Consider the following 16,223-nt stretch of genomic DNA (forward strand, 5'->3'; position numbering starts at 1 on the left):
TCAGAAAGGTGTCCTGCTCGCCGCTGTGTTCGGCATCCCGCTGGCCCTGGGCGGCTATATTCGCGTGCTATGTTCGCGTGCGCCGTTCAGGCAGAATGGCCGCCTGCCCGACTCCCTGTTGCCATGCGCTGAACCGCCATCTCCATGAACCTGATTCTGCTCCAGCCCGAAGATTGGGCGAACAACACTCACGCCTGTCTCCGTGATCCGCGCCGCCTGCACCATCTCCGCGAAGTCCACCGCGCCGCGCCGGGAGACTGCCTGACCGTGGGCGCCCTAAACGGCCTGATCGGCCGCGGCGAGCTGCTGTCGTTGACCGATACCGAAGCACAGTTCCGGGTCACGCTCGATCGCGAGCCGCCGGCGCCGCTGCCTGTTCATCTGCTGCTGGCACTGCCGAGGCCGCGCATGCTGGCGCGAACGCTGGAGCACGTCTCGGCGCTGGGGGTCAAACGCTTGACGCTGATGCATACCCGCCGCGTCGAGAAGAGCTATTGGCAATCTCCCGAGCTGAAGCCGGAAAAGATCCGCCAGCACCTGCTGCTCGGGCTGGAGCAGGCCCGTGATACCCGGCTGCCGGAGATCGCGTTCGAAACCCGTTTCAAGCCGTTCGCGGAAGATCGACTGCCAGCCATGCTCGCGGATCATCGCGGTTTGCTGGCCCACCCCGGGCTGGCTCAGGCCTGCCCGCGCGGCATCAGCGATGCCACATTGCTGGCCATCGGTCCGGAAGGCGGTTTCGTCGATTACGAGGTGGAGAAGTTTCTCGAACTGGGCTTCGAGGGGATCCATCTGGGAGAGCGCATCCTGCGCGTCGAGACGGCCGTGACGGCGCTACTGTCTCGACTGTTCTGAGCCGCCGGCTGCCGGCCCGATGCCGCGGCGTGGCGGCTGGGCCGAGAGCGCCCGCGCGCGTCAGAACATTCATGCACGCGTCAAAAATCCGTGGCCGGCTTCGGTAACTCCTCGGGCAGGCGGCGCTGCCAGTCAGCCAGGTCGCGGATGAGTTCGATATTCAGAAAGCGCCGCAGCGTCGTGCCCAGGTTGGTGAGCAGCTGCGCCGTCGCGGCATCCAGGGTGGGCCTGGTCCCGCTGTTGCCGGCGTCTTGCACCCACAGCAGCAGAGGCACGGCAGGGCCAGCGCTCGAGGCAACCGGTGCCAGCGTCCGCTTCACCCGCCGGTAGAGATCGGCCACGTCGACCTGCGCGGCATCGACCCACAGCACCCAGGCCCGCACGGTCGCCGACGCGGCCTGAGCTTCCAGCGTGACCTGCCAGCGCCGGCCCGCAGGAGCTGGTAGTTGCGCCAACGCCTGCATCAGCGCCTCGTCGTCCGGTTCGCCGATCACCCCCAGCGACACGGAACCGGGAGCAGCCCAGGCGCGCAGCCCTGCCGCCTGATCGGTCATGCCGCCTGCACCCGGCCACTGGCGTCGAGCCCCATCAGTGCGTCATGGGCGCTCAGCGTATCCATCAGCGCTTCCATCAGCGCCTTGGGCCGACGACCGCAACGGCGCTGGGCGATACCGGAAAGCCGTGCGCGAACGTCCATCGCCCAGCCCGCCTCTTCCGCACTCAAGCGCACCGCCAGCGCCGCCAGCGTCGAGGCCAGCTGCCAGCGCTGCTCCCGATCTTTCACCAGTCCGCGCTCCTGCATTGCCTGATCGGCCTGCCGGGTCAGCCCGGGCAGGGTCTCGACCATGACCGCCGGGGGCAGGCGCGATGCGATATCGAGCCCCGCCTGGCTGCTGCTCAGCCAGTAACGTCTGGCCAGCCTGCGGCCATCGTCGGCGTCGCGAATTTCGCCGTACCACGCCACCACCGGCAGGCTGTAGGCATCCTGGCGCCGCTGGCTGACGCTCGTTTCCAGCCGCGTCAGGTGAAGAGTGGCGGCACGCCCCTGGTGGCGCAGGGGTTGCGGCTCGACGGCTTCGCCCAGCGTCATCGCCCGGGACAGCGGCAGCCATTCGCCGGCATGACGAATCCGGCGCGCGCCGGTCACGGCCGCCAGCCAGCCGCGCCCGGCGGCCTCGAAACATTCGAGGTCGGCGACGGCCGGCAGTTGCGCCAGCAGATGCCAGCCCGCGCCGAGATCGTCGGCCCAGCGAAACTGTTCGGCACTGCCCGCGGGGAGCCGGTGTCGCGGCCAGGTCAGCGGTTGGGGCATGCCGTGATGATCCAGCGACACCAGCGGCATTGCCTGTTCGGCGCCACTGACGCTGGTGGTCTTGGACCAGTAGAGCGCGTGGGGCACATCCGCCGCGGACAGCAGGCTCTGCTGGGTGGCGCCCGCCATGAGCCGGGCGAACTCGTCGCTCCCGGCTTGCGTCGAGCGCTTGGCACGGCGCCAGATCTGCTCGAGCAGCGTCATGCCCAGGTTGTGCTGTCTCAAGGTATCGAGCGTCGTGACCAGGGCATCGCGCTGGCGCAGAACGCCGCGCGAGAGCGCCTGCTGTCGCGCCTGCTGCGGAGGCACCGTGGCCGCCGCCTCGCTGACGAAGGGCGAATCGCCGGCCAGTGCCAGCGCTTCGTCGAGCAGGGCGTCGGCATCGACGAGCTCGAGATCTTCCGGCACGCGCTGCCCGCGGGAGACGTAGCAGAGCCTGAGCCGGTGGCGAATGACCACGTCCAGTACGTTCCCCAGCCGCGCCGCTTCGTCGAGCTTGGTCAGGATACAGCCCCACAGCGGCTCTCCCGCCTCCTGCGAGGCCTGCTGCCAGGCCTCGATGACCTGCGCCAGGGTGTCGCCGTGACTGGCCGCGTTGAGTACCAGCACCCGTCGAGCCGGCGCCGGGCCGGCTCCCAGCCGTGCGATCTCGCCCACCAGACGCTGGTCCCGCTGGCTCATGCCCACCGTGTCGATCACCGTGAGCTTCTTGCCGCCGCTGCGTGACAGCAGCGCCCGGCGTGGTTGGGTCAGACGCGTGAGCAGGTCGCCGAGATTGCCGTTTTCCTCGAGCGCATGGACTTCCGAGCCCAGCAGCCGGGCGTAGATGCGCAGTTGCTCGGCCGCGCCGATACGGTAGCTATCCGTCGTCACCAGCGCGACGTCCTTCGGACCGTGACGCATCACGTAGCGGGAAGCCAGCTTGGCGGTGGTGGTGGTCTTGCCGACGCCGGTGGGACCGACCAGGGCAAACACGCCGCCGCTCTCGAACAGGGCTTCCTCGTCATCCAGCAGCGACAGGCGAGCGCGCAGCTGGCGCACGAGCCAGGCCTTCGCGGCGGGGGACTCCGGTTGTTCGTCGCGCAGCTCTTCCGGCGGGTCCTGAATGACCTCGTCGGCGAGCGAAGCGCTGAAGCCGGCCTGGATCAGACGCTGGCGCAATGCGGTCGTCAACGATGCTGCGTCGCTCTGCGAGGAAGCCATGCCCCCGCCAAGCATGGCGCGCACGTCCTCCAGCAACTGGCGGTTCAGGGCCTGCAGCGTTTCCAGGGTCGGGTTGGGGGTCGGAGCCGGCGCCGGCGCTTCCGCAGCGGGAGCTTCCGCCGCCGGCGACTCGAGGCTGGAGAGCGTCTGCTCATGCTCCTGCTCGGGCATGGCGATGATCTCGACGCCACCCTCGACGGAACGGTTGGAAAGGATCAGTACCTGATCCCCCAGCGCCGCCCTCACCTGACGCATGGCTTCGCGGCTATTGCTGGCAGTGAAACGTTGGACGCCCATGACTTCCTCGATGATTCGAGGCAGTCTGCCGCTCTACCGCTGACCGCCTCTGGAGTTTCGCGCCCACAGTCTGCCAGTCGGCAGATCGCGGGCATGGGTTGGAATGGCCATCAAACCGGCGCCAATTCGAGGGCTGACCGGACAGCCAGACAGCGAGCCCTGCCGGATCCGCACTCGGAGCAGCGCTTGCTTCCGGCTCAGCCTTCCCTGCCGGTTCAGCTCTCGGTCAGGCGCCGGATCAGCGACTGCGTGGGGTAACCGTCCGGAATGACACCGATGCTGCGCTGGTAGGCGCGCAATCCGGCACGGGTATTGGGGCCGACCAGGCCATCCGGCGTACCGACATCGAAGCCGTGGTCATTGAGCCCCTGCTGCATGCGCCGAATGCGATCGCGTGACAAGGCCGGCTCTTCGCGCGGCCACTCGCCCTGGATGCCTGGCCGTCCGGCCAGTCGATCCGACAGCGTCGCCACCGCCAGCGCGTAGCTGGTGGAGGCGTTGTAGCGCATGATCACGCGGAAGTTGTGGCCGACCAGGAACGCCGGCCCCTTGGCGCCGGCGGGCGCGATGACCGAGGCCTGATCGAAGTCCGGCAGCGGGCTGCCGTCGAGACGCTTTACCCCCTGGGTTTGCCACGCCCGGGCGTCGTGGCGTACCGACAGCTCGGTCTGCGAATAGTCGAAGTCGTCCGGCAATGTGACTTCGACGCCCCAGGGCTGCCTCCGCTGCCAGCCGGAAGCCTCCAGATAGTTGGCGGTCGACGCCATTACGTCGGGAATGCTGCCCCAGATATCGCGACGGCCGTCGCCATCTTCATCCACTGCGTAGGCCAGGAAACTGCTCGGGATGAACTGGGTATGACCCATCGCCCCGGCCCAGGAACCCCGCATGCGATCGCGGTCGATATCGCCGTTCTGCAGGATCTTGAGCGCGGCCATCAGCTCGCCGCGCGCGAACGACTGGCGGCGGCCATCGAACCCCAGCGTCGACAGCGCGTCGATGGTCTCGAAGTTGCCGAAGTTGCTGCCGTAATTGCTCTCGATTCCCCAGATGGCGACGATCACCTCCCCCGGTACGCCATACTGCTGCGCCACCTGATCCGCCGTAGCGCGATGTTCGGCAAGACGTTCGCGGCCGGTGGAGACGCGCTGCGCCGAGACGGCACTGTCGAGATAGCTCCAGATCTGGCGGGTGAACTCGGGCTGGGAGCGGTCGTACTCGAGGATGCGGGGCTGATAGCTGACCGGGTCGAACGCCTCGGCCAGGGTTGCCGGGTCGATACCTTCGGCGGCGGCCCGCTGCCGGAAATTGGCCACCCAGGCGTCGAACGCTGCCGGATCCTTCGGGGTCTCCGGGCTTGCGTTCGCGTCAGCATCAGCGCTGGCCTCGGCACGCTCGGCAGCGTTGTCCGCAGCATCAGCCGAGCCCGAGGAGGCCGACTCCGGGGTGGCGGAAGACGACGATGACGAGGCCTCTCCGGCCACGGCGCCGCTCGCGCTCGCGGCGTTCGACGCAGTATTCGTATCGGCAACGCTCTGACATCCCAGAAGCGCTAGACAAAGACAGAGCGAGAGTGTGGCAGGAGCCTTGACCGGCAGTGAACGCTTCACGAAGCACATCCTTAATGCTGAATATCCTGTATGTCGGCGTGGATACGCCAACCAAATTGCTCCCGCAGTGTAGCGTATCCCGCCGCCCCGGAAACCTCGAACGGTGATCGCCCCGACACCCGGATACACCGAAGGAAGCGCCAGGCTCACGGCCCGAATCCCTCTTTTCGACGCCCTCCGGCGACTCTGCCCAGGTGACCTTCTCCGGTACCGCCCCCTATGGCTAGGGGCATATCGGCGTGGTAAAGTCGGTTCAACGCTGTCGCCCGATTCTCATAAATCATCAATACTTTCAATAATTTCGCGTATCGCAAATTATGATCGGGCGCTTTCTGAAGGGAGGAGAGACACCATGCCGGGCCACATGCCTAGCCAGCTGTCGCTGACATGCGCGACCTGTCGTATTGGTGCCCAGACTCGTATCGGTGCCCGGGCTCTGCCGTCCCGTGCCAGCACGATCACGACCCTGAACCAGACCCCCGCCTGGATGCTGGCGCCTCGCGGCGTGCGCCGCCCCTATCTGACCGATCCGCCCCAGCGTCTCTGATCCGGCGACGAGTCCCGTGGCGCCATGCGCGCCGCCATTGCGGGATCGCCGCTCGCCGTCGTCTCTTGCCCGCGAACACAAGCATGTCACGCGGGGAAGATCCCTACCGCACCGACTCTCTGCCATAGTCTCGCGACCTACGCTCGTGCGGCTGGCAACATCGCTTACACTGGAGCGAGATACGGTCGCGGACCGATCGCGATGAACGCGAGAACGAAGCTCGAACCCACCGGAACGTCGCCCTGCGCCGGACCGATGATCGAGCCTCCCTGATCCAAGAATAGAGCGACGATTTCATGTCACTGCCGCTGATCGTTCTACTGCCGCTACTGGGCAGCCTGGTACCGTTGCTGAGCAACAACCGGCAACGCACGCTCAACGCCTGGTCCACCGCGCTGCTCCCTGCGATCGCGCTGGGCATCGTCATTGCGCATGCGCCTGGAGTGATCTCCGGCAAGGTGTATCACTTCAGCATGAGCTGGGTGCCGCAACTGGGGCTCGATCTGGCGTTCCGGCTCGACGGGCTCTCGCTGCTGTTTTTGCTGCTGATCCTGGGCATCGGGCTGCTGATCATTCTGTATTCCCGCTACTATCTGTCGCCGGACGACAGCATGCCTCGGTTCTACGCCTACCTGATGCTGTTCATGACCTCCATGATCGGCATCGTCATGGCCGACAACCTGCTGCTGCTGTGGGTGTTCTGGGAATTGACCAGCCTGTCGTCGTTTCTGTTGATCGGCTACTGGTACCAGCAGAGCGAGGCAAGACGCGGCGCCCGCATGGCCTTGGCCGTCACCGGCATGGGCGGGCTGGCGATGTTGGCCGGTTTCCTGCTGATCGGCCATATCGTCGGGACCTTCGACATGCAGACGGTGCTCGACAGCCGTGATCTGATCCAGGCCGATCCGCGCTATCTGCCGGCGCTGCTGCTGGTGCTGCTGGGTGCCTTCACCAAGTCGGCGCAGTTCCCGTTCCATTTCTGGCTGCCCCACGCCATGGCGGCGCCGACGCCGGTCTCGGCATTCCTGCACTCCGCCACGATGGTCAAGGCCGGGGTCTTCCTGCTCGCGCGCATGCATCCGGCACTGGCCGGCTCGCAGCTCTGGCTTTATATCGTCACCCTGACCGGGCTGGTGACGATGATCTACGCCGCCTATTTCGCGCTGCTCAAGTACGATCTCAAGGGCGTGCTGGCATTTTCCACCGTCAGCCATCTGGGCATGATCACCATGCTGTTCGGGCTGGACAGCAAGATGGCGGTGGCGGCCGGGCTGTTTCATATTCTCAACCATGCCATGTTCAAGGCGACGCTGTTCATGTCGGCGGGCATCGTCGATCACGAGACCGGTTCGCGAGACATCCGCAAGCTGAGCGGCCTGCGACGCAGCATGCCGATGACGGCAGCGCTGGCCGGTCTCGCCGCGGCTTCCATGGCCGGCGTTCCCCTGCTCAACGGTTTCATATCGAAGGAGATGATGCTGACCGAGACGCTGGAAACCGGGATCCTCGGCGGCCTGGCCTGGCTGATCCCGGTGCTCGCGACCCTTGGCAGCGTGTTGTCGGTGGCCTATTCGCTGCGTTACGTGCGCAACGTCTTCTTCGGCCCGGAAGCGCAGGAGCTGCCCAAGACACCTCACGAAGCGCCTTTCCTGATGCGCCTGCCGATGCTGCTGATGGTCGCGCTGTGCGTCGCGATCGGCCTGCTGCCCGCGTTGATCGTCACCGGGCTGCTCGACGCTGCCGCACAGGTCACGATTCTGCCGCCGAGACCGGAGCTGCACCTGGCGATCTGGCACGGCTTCAATCTGCCCCTGCTGATGAGTGTCATCGCCCTGGCCGGCGGGGTCGGCATCTACGCCGTACGTCGCAAGCTGTTCGCCTTCCAGCGCCAGTTCCCGCAGCGCAACGCCTTGATGATCTTCGAACACAACGTCCGCAGCCTGCTGCAGTGGACCCAGAAAGCGATCGATCGCTTCGAGAACGGCTCGCTGCAGCGCTATATGCTGTGGTTGATCATCGCCGTGCTGTTCCTCACCGGCAGCGGCCTGCTGGACCTTACCCAGTTGCGCGGGCCGCGCCAGCTCCAGGCGCTCGATGGCCTGCTGATCGCGGGCGCGTTGATCACCATTCTGGCGGGCCTGGGCACGGCGGTACTGCATCGCCGACGTCTGGTCTCGCTGATGATGCTGTCGGTGGTGGGGCTGATGGTTTCGCTGGCCTTTGCCCGCTTCTCGGCCCCCGATCTCGCCCTGACCCAGCTGGCGGTCGAGGTGGTGACGGTCATCCTGCTGATGCTGGCGCTGTTCTTCCTGCCCCAGCGCACGCCCAAGGAGTCCAGCGGCGCGCGCGTGGTCCGCGATGTTCTGCTGGCGGCGGGCTTCGGCGGCATCGTCGCGAGCCTCAACTACGCAATGCTGACGCGACCGCTGGACACCATTTCCGGCTTCTTCCTGGAGAACAGTGTCAGTGGCGGCGGCGGCCACAACGTGGTCAACGTCATCCTGGTCGATTTCCGCGGCTTCGATACGCTGGGCGAGATCACGGTGCTGTGCATCGCCGCCATCGGCATCTACAAGCTGCTAAACCGCCTGCGTCTGTTCATGCCCTCGAGCGACAGCGAAGGGCGCCCCTGGTCCCGGGATCTGCATCCCATGCTGCTGGGTACGGTATCGCAGAGTCTGCTGCCGCTGGCGCTGCTGGTGTCGGTGTTCATCTTCCTGCGGGGTCACAACGAACCCGGTGGTGGCTTCATCGCCGGCCTGGTGACGGCCGTGGCCTTGATCCTGCTGTATATCGCCCGCGGGGTCGACTGGACCCAGCAGCGGATGTCGTTCCAGTACCAGCCGATCGCCGTGGTCGGTGTCGCCATCGCCGCGCTGACCGGACTCGGCAGCTGGGCCTTCGGCCACAACTTCCTGACCTCTGCCTTCGGGCACTTCTCGATTCCCTATATCGGCGAGATCGAGCTCGCCACGGCGATGCTGTTCGACCTCGGCGTCTATCTCACCGTCGTCGGCGCCACGCTGATGATTCTGGCCAATCTGGGCAAGTTGACGACACGGCACCGTCCCAGCAAAGAGAATGAAAAGGAGACCGTCTGATGGAAGCGCTCTTTGCCACCGTAACCGGTTTCCTGGCCGCCAGCGGGCTCTACCTGGCGCTGCGTGGCCGCACCTTCCCCGTGGTCGTGGGGCTGACGCTGCTCTCCTACGCGGTCAACCTGTTCCTTTTTTCCACCGGCGGCCTGACCACCAATGGCGCGGCGGTGATTCGTGACGGCGTCGACTATTACGCCGACCCGCTGCCACAGGCCCTGGTGCTGACGGCCATCGTGATCGGCTTCGCCATGACCGCGTTCTCGGTGATCCTGGCGATGCGCGTGCGCGGCGACCTGGGCAGCGATCAGGTCAACGACCAGCGTGGCGAAGAGTCGAAGGAGGACAAGTCGTGATGCATCATCTGATCATCCTTCCGATCCTTCTGCCGCTGTTGAGCGGCCTGCTGATGCTGGTCAAGCGGGACTCGGCCGTACTGCCTCGCCGGGCGATCGCCCTGGTCAGCACGGCGCTGCTGCTGGCAGTCAGTGCCATGCTGGTGGTCCAGAGCGACAGCGGTGACATCACCTACTACGCCCTGGGCGACTGGCAGCCGCCGTTCGGTATCGTGCTGGTACTCGATCGACTCTCCGCGTTGATGGTGTGCCTGACCAGCTTCCTGGCGCTAGGCAGCGTGGCTTACGCCTGTGCCGGCGACGATCGCAAGGGCAGCAATTTTCACGGCCTGTTCCAGCTCCAGTTGATGGGGATCAACGGCGCCTTCCTGACCGGCGACATCTTCAATCTGTTCGTTTTCTTCGAAGTGCTGCTGATCGCCTCCTACTCGCTGCTGATGCACGGCGGCGGCAAGGAGCGCACCCAGGCGGGATTCCATTACGTGGCGCTCAACCTGGCAGGCTCGGCGATGTTTCTGATCGCGCTCGGGGTGCTCTACGGCACGACCGGCACGCTCAACATGGCCGACATGTCTCAGAAGGTGGCCGCGCTCGACCCGGATCGTCTTGGTCTGCTCAAGGCGGGGGCGTTTCTGCTGCTGGTGGTGTTCGGGCTGAAGGCGGCGATCCTGCCGCTCTACTTCTGGTTGCCGCGGGCCTACAGCAGCGCGCCAGCGCCCGTCGCCGCCCTGTTCGCGATCATGACCAAGGTGGGGATTTACGCCATTCTGCGGGTCTACACGTTGATCTTCGGCGACAGCGCAGGCGAGCTCGCCAATTTCGTTCAGCCCTGGCTCTGGTGGTTCGCGCTGGCGACGCTGGCCCTCGGCGGGCTGGGCGTCCTGTCGGCGCGGGATCTGCGCAATCAGGTAGCCTATCTGCTGCTGATCTCGGTAGGCACGCTGCTGGTCGGCGTCAGCATGAATCGCGAGGCGCCCATTGCCGCCCTGCTCTACTACATGATCCACACCACGCTGGTCAGCGGCGGCCTGTTCCTGTTGTCCGATGCGATCGGTGAACAGCGCGGCAAGGCCGGGGCGCGTATCGTGCCCGGCCGGGGCGTCACCCAGCCGGCGCTGCTGGGTCTGTTCTACTTCATCGGTGCGGCGACCATCATCGGGCTGCCGCCGTTCTCGGGCGCCATCGGCAAGGCACTGCTGCTCGATTCGGCCCTGCCGAGCGAACAGCCATGGCTGTGGTCGCTGTTGCTGCTGTCGAGCCTCGCCGGTCTCGTCGCCATGGCGCGCAGCGGCTCCACCGTCTTCTGGAAAGCGGGCCGCGGCGACAACGACGGCCCCAGGCTGAAGACGGCGATGCTGGCGGGCCTGATCCTGCTGCTCGGCGCCTCGCCGATACTCTCGATCCTGGCCGGGCCGATCACTCGCTTCACCGATGCCAGTGCTACGCAGCTGCTCGATCAAAGCGCCTACAGCGAGGCGATTCTCTCCCCGAACGTTACCGGAGGTGACTCATGATTCCTCCCATTCGCTGGCTGCCGATGCCGGTGCTGTCTCTGCTGCTGCTGGTCGTCTGGCTGTTGCTGCAGCAGAGCGTGGCGCTCGGGCAATGGATTCTCGGGGGCGTCCTGGCGATCCTGATTCCGGTGATCTGCCGACCGTTCTGGGAGCGCCAGCCGACCATCAAGCGTCCTCTGAAGCTGGTCGGCTACTTCTTTCGGGTACTGGGCGACATCGTGACCGCCAATCTGCAGGTCTCGAAATTGATCCTCGATCCCCGCGGCCGGATGCGCCCCGCCTTCGTGGAATATCCGCTGACGCTGAAGGAGAGCTTCCCGATCACCATCCTGGCCAGCACCATCACCATGACGCCGGGTACCGTCTCGGCCCACCTGCGCCTGGATGGCAAGACCCTGCTCATTCATGCGCTGGACGTGGGCGATATCAACGCCCTGATCGACGACATTCACCAGCGCTACGAGCGCCCACTGCTGGAGATCTTCGAATCATGATCGATATGGCTCTGTGGATCGCGCTGGCGCTGTTCTGCGCTGCCGTCGTGCTCAATTTCTATCGTGCCGTGGTCGGACCGAGCCTGCCGGATCGCATTCTGGCGGTGGATACCATGTACATGAACTCGATCGCTCTGATCGTGCTGTTCGGTATCTGGGTCGACAACAAGGACTACTTCGAGGCGGCGTTGCTGATCGCGATGCTCGGCTTCGTCAGCACCATCGCCGTCTGCAAGTACCTGCTTCGCGGCGACATCATCGAATAGGAGGGATGACGATGCTGAATACGGTCATCGAGGGCGTGATCGCCTTCATGCTGATCGCCGGGGGCGCGTTCGCCTTCATCGGCTCGCTGGGCCTGACGCATCTGAAGGATTTCTACATGCGGCTGCACGGCCCTTCGAAAACGACGACGCTGGGGGTCGGCTGTACCCTGATCGGTTCGCTGATCTATTTCAGCCAGGAAGACGGCCCGATCGTTCAGGAACTGCTGATCACGATCTTCGCGTTCATTACCGCGCCGGTGTCGGCACACATGCTGGCCAAGAGCGCCCTGCACCACAAGCTCAAGCCGGATCCTCGCACCCGCGGCAATCCGGTCGAGCTGGAGAGCGAGAAACCCAAGCACACCATCGAGGAAGCTCCCCAGGGCGACTCTCCTCTCCCCTGAAGGCCCCTGAAAGGCACGCACCGCCTTTCCGAGACGGCGCGCGCCGCCGGCGTCACCAGCCGGCGGTGTGCTGTTCGATCAGCCTGGTCAGCATAGTCATGTGCTCCGGACGATCGTTGAGAGCGGGGATATAGCGATAGCGCCCGCCTCCGGCTTCCTGGAAGTAGTGGCGATTCTCGGCGTCGATCTCCTCGAGCGTCTCGAGGCAGTCCGCCGCGAAGGCCGGGCTGATGACGTCGACGCATTCGGTCTTGTCCGCGCCCCATGCCTTCAGCGTCTCGTCGGTATAGGGCTTGAGCCATTCTTCACGCCCGAAGCGCGACTGGTAGCTCTGGAACCACTCGCCCTCGCCCAGTCCGAGCTCTTCCGCCAGCAGCCGGCTGGTCTTCTCGCAATGCCTGGCATAGGGATCGCCGTTGTCGACATAGCGCTTGGGGATGCCGTGATAGGACATCAGCAACCGGCCGCGGTCGCCGTTGGCCTCCCAGTGCTGGCGAACGCTGGCAGCGAGAGCCGAGATGTAGTCAGGGTGATCGTGATAGTCGCGCACGAAGCGCAGCTCCGGCAGGTGCGGGCAAGGGTCCAGCGCCTTGGCCAGCCGCTGGAATACGGCAGCGGTAGTGGTGCGCGAGAATTGCGGATAGAGCGGCAGCACCAGGATACGATCGACGCCGGATTCGCGCAGCTTGAGGCCGGCTTCCTCCATGCTCGGCTTGCCGTAGGTCATCGCCAGCTCGACCGGGATAGACTCGCCCATATGGCTCGCCAGCCGCTCGCGTAGCGCTCGCTGCTGGCGGCGGCCGATCGCCAGCAATGGCGAGCCTTCCTCCTGCCATACCGACGCATAGGCCTTGGCGACCTTGGGCGGGCGGATGCGAAGAATGACGCCATGCAGAATCGGCCACCACAGCCAGCGCGGCGCATCGATGACCCGCGGGTCGCCGAGAAACTCGCCAAGGTACTGCCTCACGGCCTTGGGCGTGGGTGCCTCGGGCGTTCCCAGATTGACCAGCAGCACTCCGAAACGGGCCGCCATAAAACCACTCCTTTCCCTGCCGACTTTGGACGAAATTCTACCACTGCCGCGTGAACCGGCCCGATCATCTTATACGATCAATACCATGTGTATAAGTTATGGATAACCCATGGGCGCGTCCGCCCGCTGATATTGTCGATGATGCGCCACTTTGCCGATACCCTGCGCGACAAAGGGTATCAGGTTCATACAGCAGACCCGAAGACGATGGCAACCAGCAGCAATCTGCTCCAGAAAGCCGAGCGGCCGCCGTATCCGTATCGGAACGACATCACAAGCCAAGTCAACGTGCTGATCGAAGCGCACTTCGGCGATCGTTTCGGCATCCTGGACGGTTTCAACGGGGGGCAGAGAAGCTGGAGAGGAACGAGGGGAAAGGCGTGGACGGCGAACTTCCCTCCGTGTCGAGGCAAGTCACTCTTCGACTCGCCGGAGGGAACTGAATTGATGAATGAAATGGTTGGCGAATGAAATGGATTGATGAATGACGTGTCGACTAGCCGACGCTTTCCGGATCAGAAGACCAGCGGCATTCGCGACAGCAGCGGATCATGATAATGCGGCTCGTGGCCGACGATCTCGTCGTTGGCGACCTGTTGAACCAGGTAGGCACGATGGATGCCGGCCCGTTTCAATTCGCCGTAGACGTCCTCGAGCGAACGAAACAGCATCGGCTTGCCGCGCCGGGTCAAGGCCTGCGTGGCGCCATCCCCGGGCTCCAGCATGACCTGATAGTAGCGACTGCCGGCATGGGCGATGACCCGTATTTCAAAGTCTTCATGGTGTCGCTGATAGTGTTCAAGCTCCTTGAGCTCCATGGTTCCCTCCTGTGGGTTGAGTATGGAATCGTTACGGCAGGCCGGCACTCCTTGCCGAACCTTTGACTAGCCGCTTCCCGAGTGCCGATGCGGAATCCGCCTCGGCCTTACCGGGACCAATCGGCCAATTGAGCCTCATCTTTATTAAGACTATGTTGCACCACGAGAGTTCAGCGCGGGATTTCGTCGCTATTCGTGCGAACGGTCACGACAACGCGCCCGTTCTCGGCCCGCTTGGCCGCACCTTTGAAGCGGCTCCAGAGATCACCGAAATTGTCGATCCGCGCGGTGGGCGGTACCCGCAACGCCGTGATGGAAAGCCGGGTGATGGGGAAGAATCGCCATTGATCGAAGCGATCCTTGGCATGAAAGCCGCCCGCCTGCCGTTCCGATTCCGGCAGCAACTGCAGGCTCTCATCGCGGAAGCAGCGCTGGATCCGGCTCAGTTTCGACTGCAAGCGGCTGTCGTCGTTGAACAGAAGAATGAAATCGTCGCCCCCGAGATGGCCCAGGAAGTCGTTCCGCCCCGCCGCATCGCTCAGCACTCTCGCCAGTGTCAGGATCATCTGGTCACCCATTGCGTAGCCGAAACGATCGTTGAACGGCTTGAAATGGTCCAGATCGAGATAACAGGCAACGAAGGGTCTTGCCTGGCCTCGATAATGTTCCAGCGCCGCACGGATCGGCCGATTTCCCGGAAGCTGAGTCAGCGGATTGGCCTGGCGGGCGATCTGGACCTGCTGTTCGGTAAAGAGCTGCAGAAGATTGATGACATGTCCGATGCCGAGATAGCGCCCGCCATCGGTAATGATGAAGTCCTCGTCACGCGTCGAGTCGTCGCGTCCGGTCACCTTGCGCGATACACGCTCGAGCGGTTCCCCCGCCTCGACGCAGAGGGCCCGTCTCTGCATGACCTTGTCGATGGACTGGCGGCCGTAGAGATCGAAGCCGAAGCGGTTGCCGAGCAAGGCCATCAATTGCCGGCGCCCGAGCAAGCCCGCCGGCACTCCCTGCTCGTCGACCACCGCCAGGGCATTGGCCTCCGGCAGACGGCTGAAGCGCTCCGCGGCCTCTCCGATGCTGAGCGTGGCCATCAGCGCCGGCAAGGGTACGCATAGCCGGCGAATTTCCGTGGCTGCCGCCGCCGGACGACGCGATGCCGCCAGGGCGATCAGACGCGAATCCAGTACGTCACGCGATCGATGAGGCGCCGGTTCGGGACGAGCGAACAGCCACCCCTGGCAATAGTCGGCCCCGAGTTCGAGCAGGGTATCGAGCTCCTCCTCTCGTTCGACGCCCTCGGCAACCACGCGGCTTCCCAGGCTGTGCGCGATGTCGATGATCGACCGCACGAAGCGCCTTTTCACGCGGTCGCGATCCACTCCCGCCACGAAGTGGCGATCCAGCTTGACGTAGTCGGGGTTGAGCTGTGACCAGAGCCTGAGTCCGGCATAGCCGTCGCCAAGATCGTCGAGCGCAATGGAGAACCCCATCGACTGATAATGCTCGGCGGCTTCGGCCATCAGTTCTGGATCGATGCCGGGAGACTGCTCGGTAATTTCGATGACGATCTGGGACGGTGTCAGGCCATGATCGGACAGCAGTTGTAACGTCTGGCCGCTGATGTGGGCCGGGTCGATCAGCACTTCCGGACTGACATTGAGAAACAGCAGTTCATCCAGTCCCGTCTCGACCCAGCGCTCGAAGGCCCTCTCGCGACAGACCCGCTCCAGGGAAGCCAGCAGACCGCGGCCACGGGCCGTCTGGAACATTGCCAGCGGGCTGGAGAAGCGAGAGTCTCGCGGCCCGCGGGACAATGCCTCGTAAGCCAGCACCCGACCGGTGGCGACGGAGACGATAGGCTGAAAGTGCACGTTTAGATCGCGCTGGGCGATCAGGGCTTCGAGAGAGCCGGGGGCAAGAGAAACGGCGGATTGGTCCATGAACGCCATTGAGCCGCAAGGTCATGACAACATGGTGACACAAAACATTACATGGCAAGAGCGCGCCGTTTCAGGGACCGATCGACAGCCTACTGGTAAGCGGAAGGATCGATCGCCTTGCCCAGGGAGTTGCGGTCGATCCACTTTCCTGCCTTGGCTTCCTTGTAGCGGAAAACGACCCGATCACCGACGGCTACCGGCAATTCGGCGTCTTCCGTCTGGTAGCTGTAAAGCTCGCCGTCGACGGTCAGCCAGTGACGGTAGAGATCCGGCATGCCCAGCCACTCCTTGAACGGCCCTTCCCGTTCGAGCTTTTCCAGTTGGCCGCGTACTTCGATCTTGGGCACACGCTGACGACGACCCCGCTGAAAACCGCCTGCCATGGTTTGACTCCTTGATGTCTTTTCTACGTCGGCGCTGCCGACATGTTTCGGTTGTATCGAACTGGACGTATCGAACTGGACGTATCGCGA

Annotated in this window: 16 protein-coding genes; 9 read left to right on the plus strand and 7 right to left on the minus strand. The window is 64.5% G+C overall.

Annotation, left to right across the window (positions count from 1 at the left end):
* The first annotated feature begins 144 nt into the window (after positions 1–144).
* On the plus strand, positions 145–855 hold the full coding sequence (locus R5R73_RS15545; protein ID WP_110635546.1) for a 16S rRNA (uracil(1498)-N(3))-methyltransferase: 711 nt from the start codon (positions 145–147) through the stop codon (positions 853–855).
* A gap of 80 nt (positions 856–935) precedes the next feature.
* Here the strand turns inward: R5R73_RS15545 and R5R73_RS15550 are convergent, their stop codons facing one another.
* The 3 genes from R5R73_RS15550 to R5R73_RS15560 all read right to left on the minus strand — a co-directional run bounded on the left by R5R73_RS15550 (position 936) and on the right by R5R73_RS15560 (position 5,277).
* Positions 936–1,409, minus strand: a complete 474-nt coding sequence (locus R5R73_RS15550; RefSeq protein ID WP_322527984.1) for a hypothetical protein — start codon at positions 1,407–1,409, stop codon at positions 936–938.
* Positions 1,406–3,667, minus strand: coding sequence for a flagellar biosynthesis protein FlhF (gene flhF, locus R5R73_RS15555; protein ID WP_322527985.1), 2,262 nt, complete (start codon positions 3,665–3,667; stop codon positions 1,406–1,408). The genes R5R73_RS15550 and flhF overlap by 4 nt, the downstream gene beginning before the upstream one ends.
* Positions 3,668–3,882: 215 nt before the next feature.
* Complete coding sequence (locus R5R73_RS15560) at positions 3,883–5,277, minus strand: lytic murein transglycosylase (protein ID WP_322527986.1); 1,395 nt, start codon at positions 5,275–5,277, stop codon at positions 3,883–3,885.
* A 352-nt stretch (positions 5,278–5,629) separates the two neighbouring features.
* On the opposite strand from R5R73_RS15560, the gene R5R73_RS15565 reads away from it, so the two are divergent.
* The 7 genes from R5R73_RS15565 to R5R73_RS15595 all read left to right on the plus strand — a co-directional run bounded on the left by R5R73_RS15565 (position 5,630) and on the right by R5R73_RS15595 (position 11,953).
* The gene (locus R5R73_RS15565) at positions 5,630–5,824 is read left to right on the plus strand and encodes a hypothetical protein (protein ID WP_071231361.1); all 195 of its coding nucleotides are present in this window, start codon (positions 5,630–5,632) and stop codon (positions 5,822–5,824) included.
* Positions 5,825–6,120: 296 nt separating this feature from the next.
* Complete coding sequence (locus R5R73_RS15570) at positions 6,121–8,925, plus strand: monovalent cation/H+ antiporter subunit A (RefSeq protein WP_322527987.1); 2,805 nt, start codon at positions 6,121–6,123, stop codon at positions 8,923–8,925.
* Positions 8,925–9,275: a Na+/H+ antiporter subunit C gene (locus tag R5R73_RS15575; RefSeq protein WP_087718253.1), complete on the plus strand. Its 351-nt coding sequence runs from the start codon at positions 8,925–8,927 to the stop codon at positions 9,273–9,275. The genes R5R73_RS15570 and R5R73_RS15575 overlap by 1 nt, the downstream gene beginning before the upstream one ends.
* On the plus strand, positions 9,272–10,789 hold the full coding sequence (locus R5R73_RS15580; RefSeq protein ID WP_322527988.1) for a monovalent cation/H+ antiporter subunit D: 1,518 nt from the start codon (positions 9,272–9,274) through the stop codon (positions 10,787–10,789). The genes R5R73_RS15575 and R5R73_RS15580 overlap by 4 nt, the downstream gene beginning before the upstream one ends.
* Positions 10,786–11,283, plus strand: coding sequence for a Na+/H+ antiporter subunit E (locus tag R5R73_RS15585; protein WP_071231357.1), 498 nt, complete (start codon positions 10,786–10,788; stop codon positions 11,281–11,283). The genes R5R73_RS15580 and R5R73_RS15585 overlap by 4 nt, the downstream gene beginning before the upstream one ends.
* Positions 11,280–11,549 carry a K+/H+ antiporter subunit F gene (locus R5R73_RS15590; RefSeq protein WP_071231356.1) on the plus strand — a complete coding sequence of 90 codons (270 nt, stop codon included), beginning with the start codon at positions 11,280–11,282 and terminating at the stop codon, positions 11,547–11,549. The genes R5R73_RS15585 and R5R73_RS15590 overlap by 4 nt, the downstream gene beginning before the upstream one ends.
* 5 nt (positions 11,550–11,554) lie before the next feature.
* Positions 11,555–11,953, plus strand: a complete 399-nt coding sequence (locus R5R73_RS15595; RefSeq protein WP_170835863.1) for a Na+/H+ antiporter subunit G — start codon at positions 11,555–11,557, stop codon at positions 11,951–11,953.
* Between the two features lie 52 nt (positions 11,954–12,005).
* On the opposite strand, the gene hemH is transcribed toward R5R73_RS15595, so the two are convergent.
* Positions 12,006–12,989: a ferrochelatase gene (gene hemH, locus R5R73_RS15600; RefSeq protein WP_276232015.1), complete on the minus strand. Its 984-nt coding sequence runs from the start codon at positions 12,987–12,989 to the stop codon at positions 12,006–12,008.
* Between the two features lie 138 nt (positions 12,990–13,127).
* On the opposite strand from hemH, the gene R5R73_RS15605 reads away from it, so the two are divergent.
* Positions 13,128–13,460, plus strand: a complete 333-nt coding sequence (locus R5R73_RS15605) for a hypothetical protein (protein WP_276232014.1) — start codon at positions 13,128–13,130, stop codon at positions 13,458–13,460.
* Positions 13,461–13,504: 44 nt separating this feature from the next.
* On the opposite strand, the gene R5R73_RS15610 is transcribed toward R5R73_RS15605, so the two are convergent.
* From R5R73_RS15610 to R5R73_RS15620, 3 genes are all read right to left on the minus strand, one after another.
* Positions 13,505–13,807 (minus strand): DUF6482 family protein, encoded by a 303-nt coding sequence (locus tag R5R73_RS15610; protein WP_071231353.1) that lies wholly within the window; start codon positions 13,805–13,807, stop codon positions 13,505–13,507.
* Positions 13,808–13,977: 170 nt separating this feature from the next.
* A complete protein-coding gene (locus R5R73_RS15615) occupies positions 13,978–15,750 on the minus strand; it encodes a bifunctional diguanylate cyclase/phosphodiesterase (protein ID WP_322527989.1) in 1,773 nt (590 codons plus the stop codon).
* Positions 15,751–15,839: 89 nt separating this feature from the next.
* Positions 15,840–16,133 carry a hypothetical protein gene (locus tag R5R73_RS15620; protein WP_087718258.1) on the minus strand — a complete coding sequence of 98 codons (294 nt, stop codon included), beginning with the start codon at positions 16,131–16,133 and terminating at the stop codon, positions 15,840–15,842.
* Positions 16,134–16,223 lie beyond the last annotated feature (90 nt).

Source organism: Salinicola sp. LHM (assembly GCF_034479735.1).
Classification (GTDB): domain Bacteria; phylum Pseudomonadota; class Gammaproteobacteria; order Pseudomonadales; family Halomonadaceae; genus Salinicola; species Salinicola salarius.

Excerpts from the sequence above, each read along its gene's own strand:
- R5R73_RS15545 (WP_110635546.1), top strand. The coding sequence starts at position 145 with ATGAACCTGATTCTGCTCCAGCCCGAAGATTGGGCGAACAACACTCAC.
- R5R73_RS15550 (WP_322527984.1), bottom strand. The coding sequence starts at position 1,409 with ATGACCGATCAGGCGGCAGGGCTGCGCGCCTGGGCTGCTCCCGGTTCC.
- flhF (WP_322527985.1), bottom strand. The coding sequence starts at position 3,667 with ATGGGCGTCCAACGTTTCACTGCCAGCAATAGCCGCGAAGCCATGCGT.
- R5R73_RS15565 (WP_071231361.1), top strand. The coding sequence starts at position 5,630 with ATGCCGGGCCACATGCCTAGCCAGCTGTCGCTGACATGCGCGACCTGT.
- R5R73_RS15570 (WP_322527987.1), top strand. The coding sequence starts at position 6,121 with ATGTCACTGCCGCTGATCGTTCTACTGCCGCTACTGGGCAGCCTGGTA.
- R5R73_RS15575 (WP_087718253.1), top strand. The coding sequence starts at position 8,925 with ATGGAAGCGCTCTTTGCCACCGTAACCGGTTTCCTGGCCGCCAGCGGG.
- R5R73_RS15585 (WP_071231357.1), top strand. The coding sequence starts at position 10,786 with ATGATTCCTCCCATTCGCTGGCTGCCGATGCCGGTGCTGTCTCTGCTG.
- R5R73_RS15590 (WP_071231356.1), top strand. The coding sequence starts at position 11,280 with ATGATCGATATGGCTCTGTGGATCGCGCTGGCGCTGTTCTGCGCTGCC.
- R5R73_RS15595 (WP_170835863.1), top strand. The coding sequence starts at position 11,555 with ATGACGATGCTGAATACGGTCATCGAGGGCGTGATCGCCTTCATGCTG.
- hemH (WP_276232015.1), bottom strand. The coding sequence starts at position 12,989 with ATGGCGGCCCGTTTCGGAGTGCTGCTGGTCAATCTGGGAACGCCCGAG.
- R5R73_RS15605 (WP_276232014.1), top strand. The coding sequence starts at position 13,128 with ATGATGCGCCACTTTGCCGATACCCTGCGCGACAAAGGGTATCAGGTT.
- R5R73_RS15610 (WP_071231353.1), bottom strand. The coding sequence starts at position 13,807 with ATGGAGCTCAAGGAGCTTGAACACTATCAGCGACACCATGAAGACTTT.
- R5R73_RS15615 (WP_322527989.1), bottom strand. The coding sequence starts at position 15,750 with ATGGACCAATCCGCCGTTTCTCTTGCCCCCGGCTCTCTCGAAGCCCTG.
- R5R73_RS15620 (WP_087718258.1), bottom strand. The coding sequence starts at position 16,133 with ATGGCAGGCGGTTTTCAGCGGGGTCGTCGTCAGCGTGTGCCCAAGATC.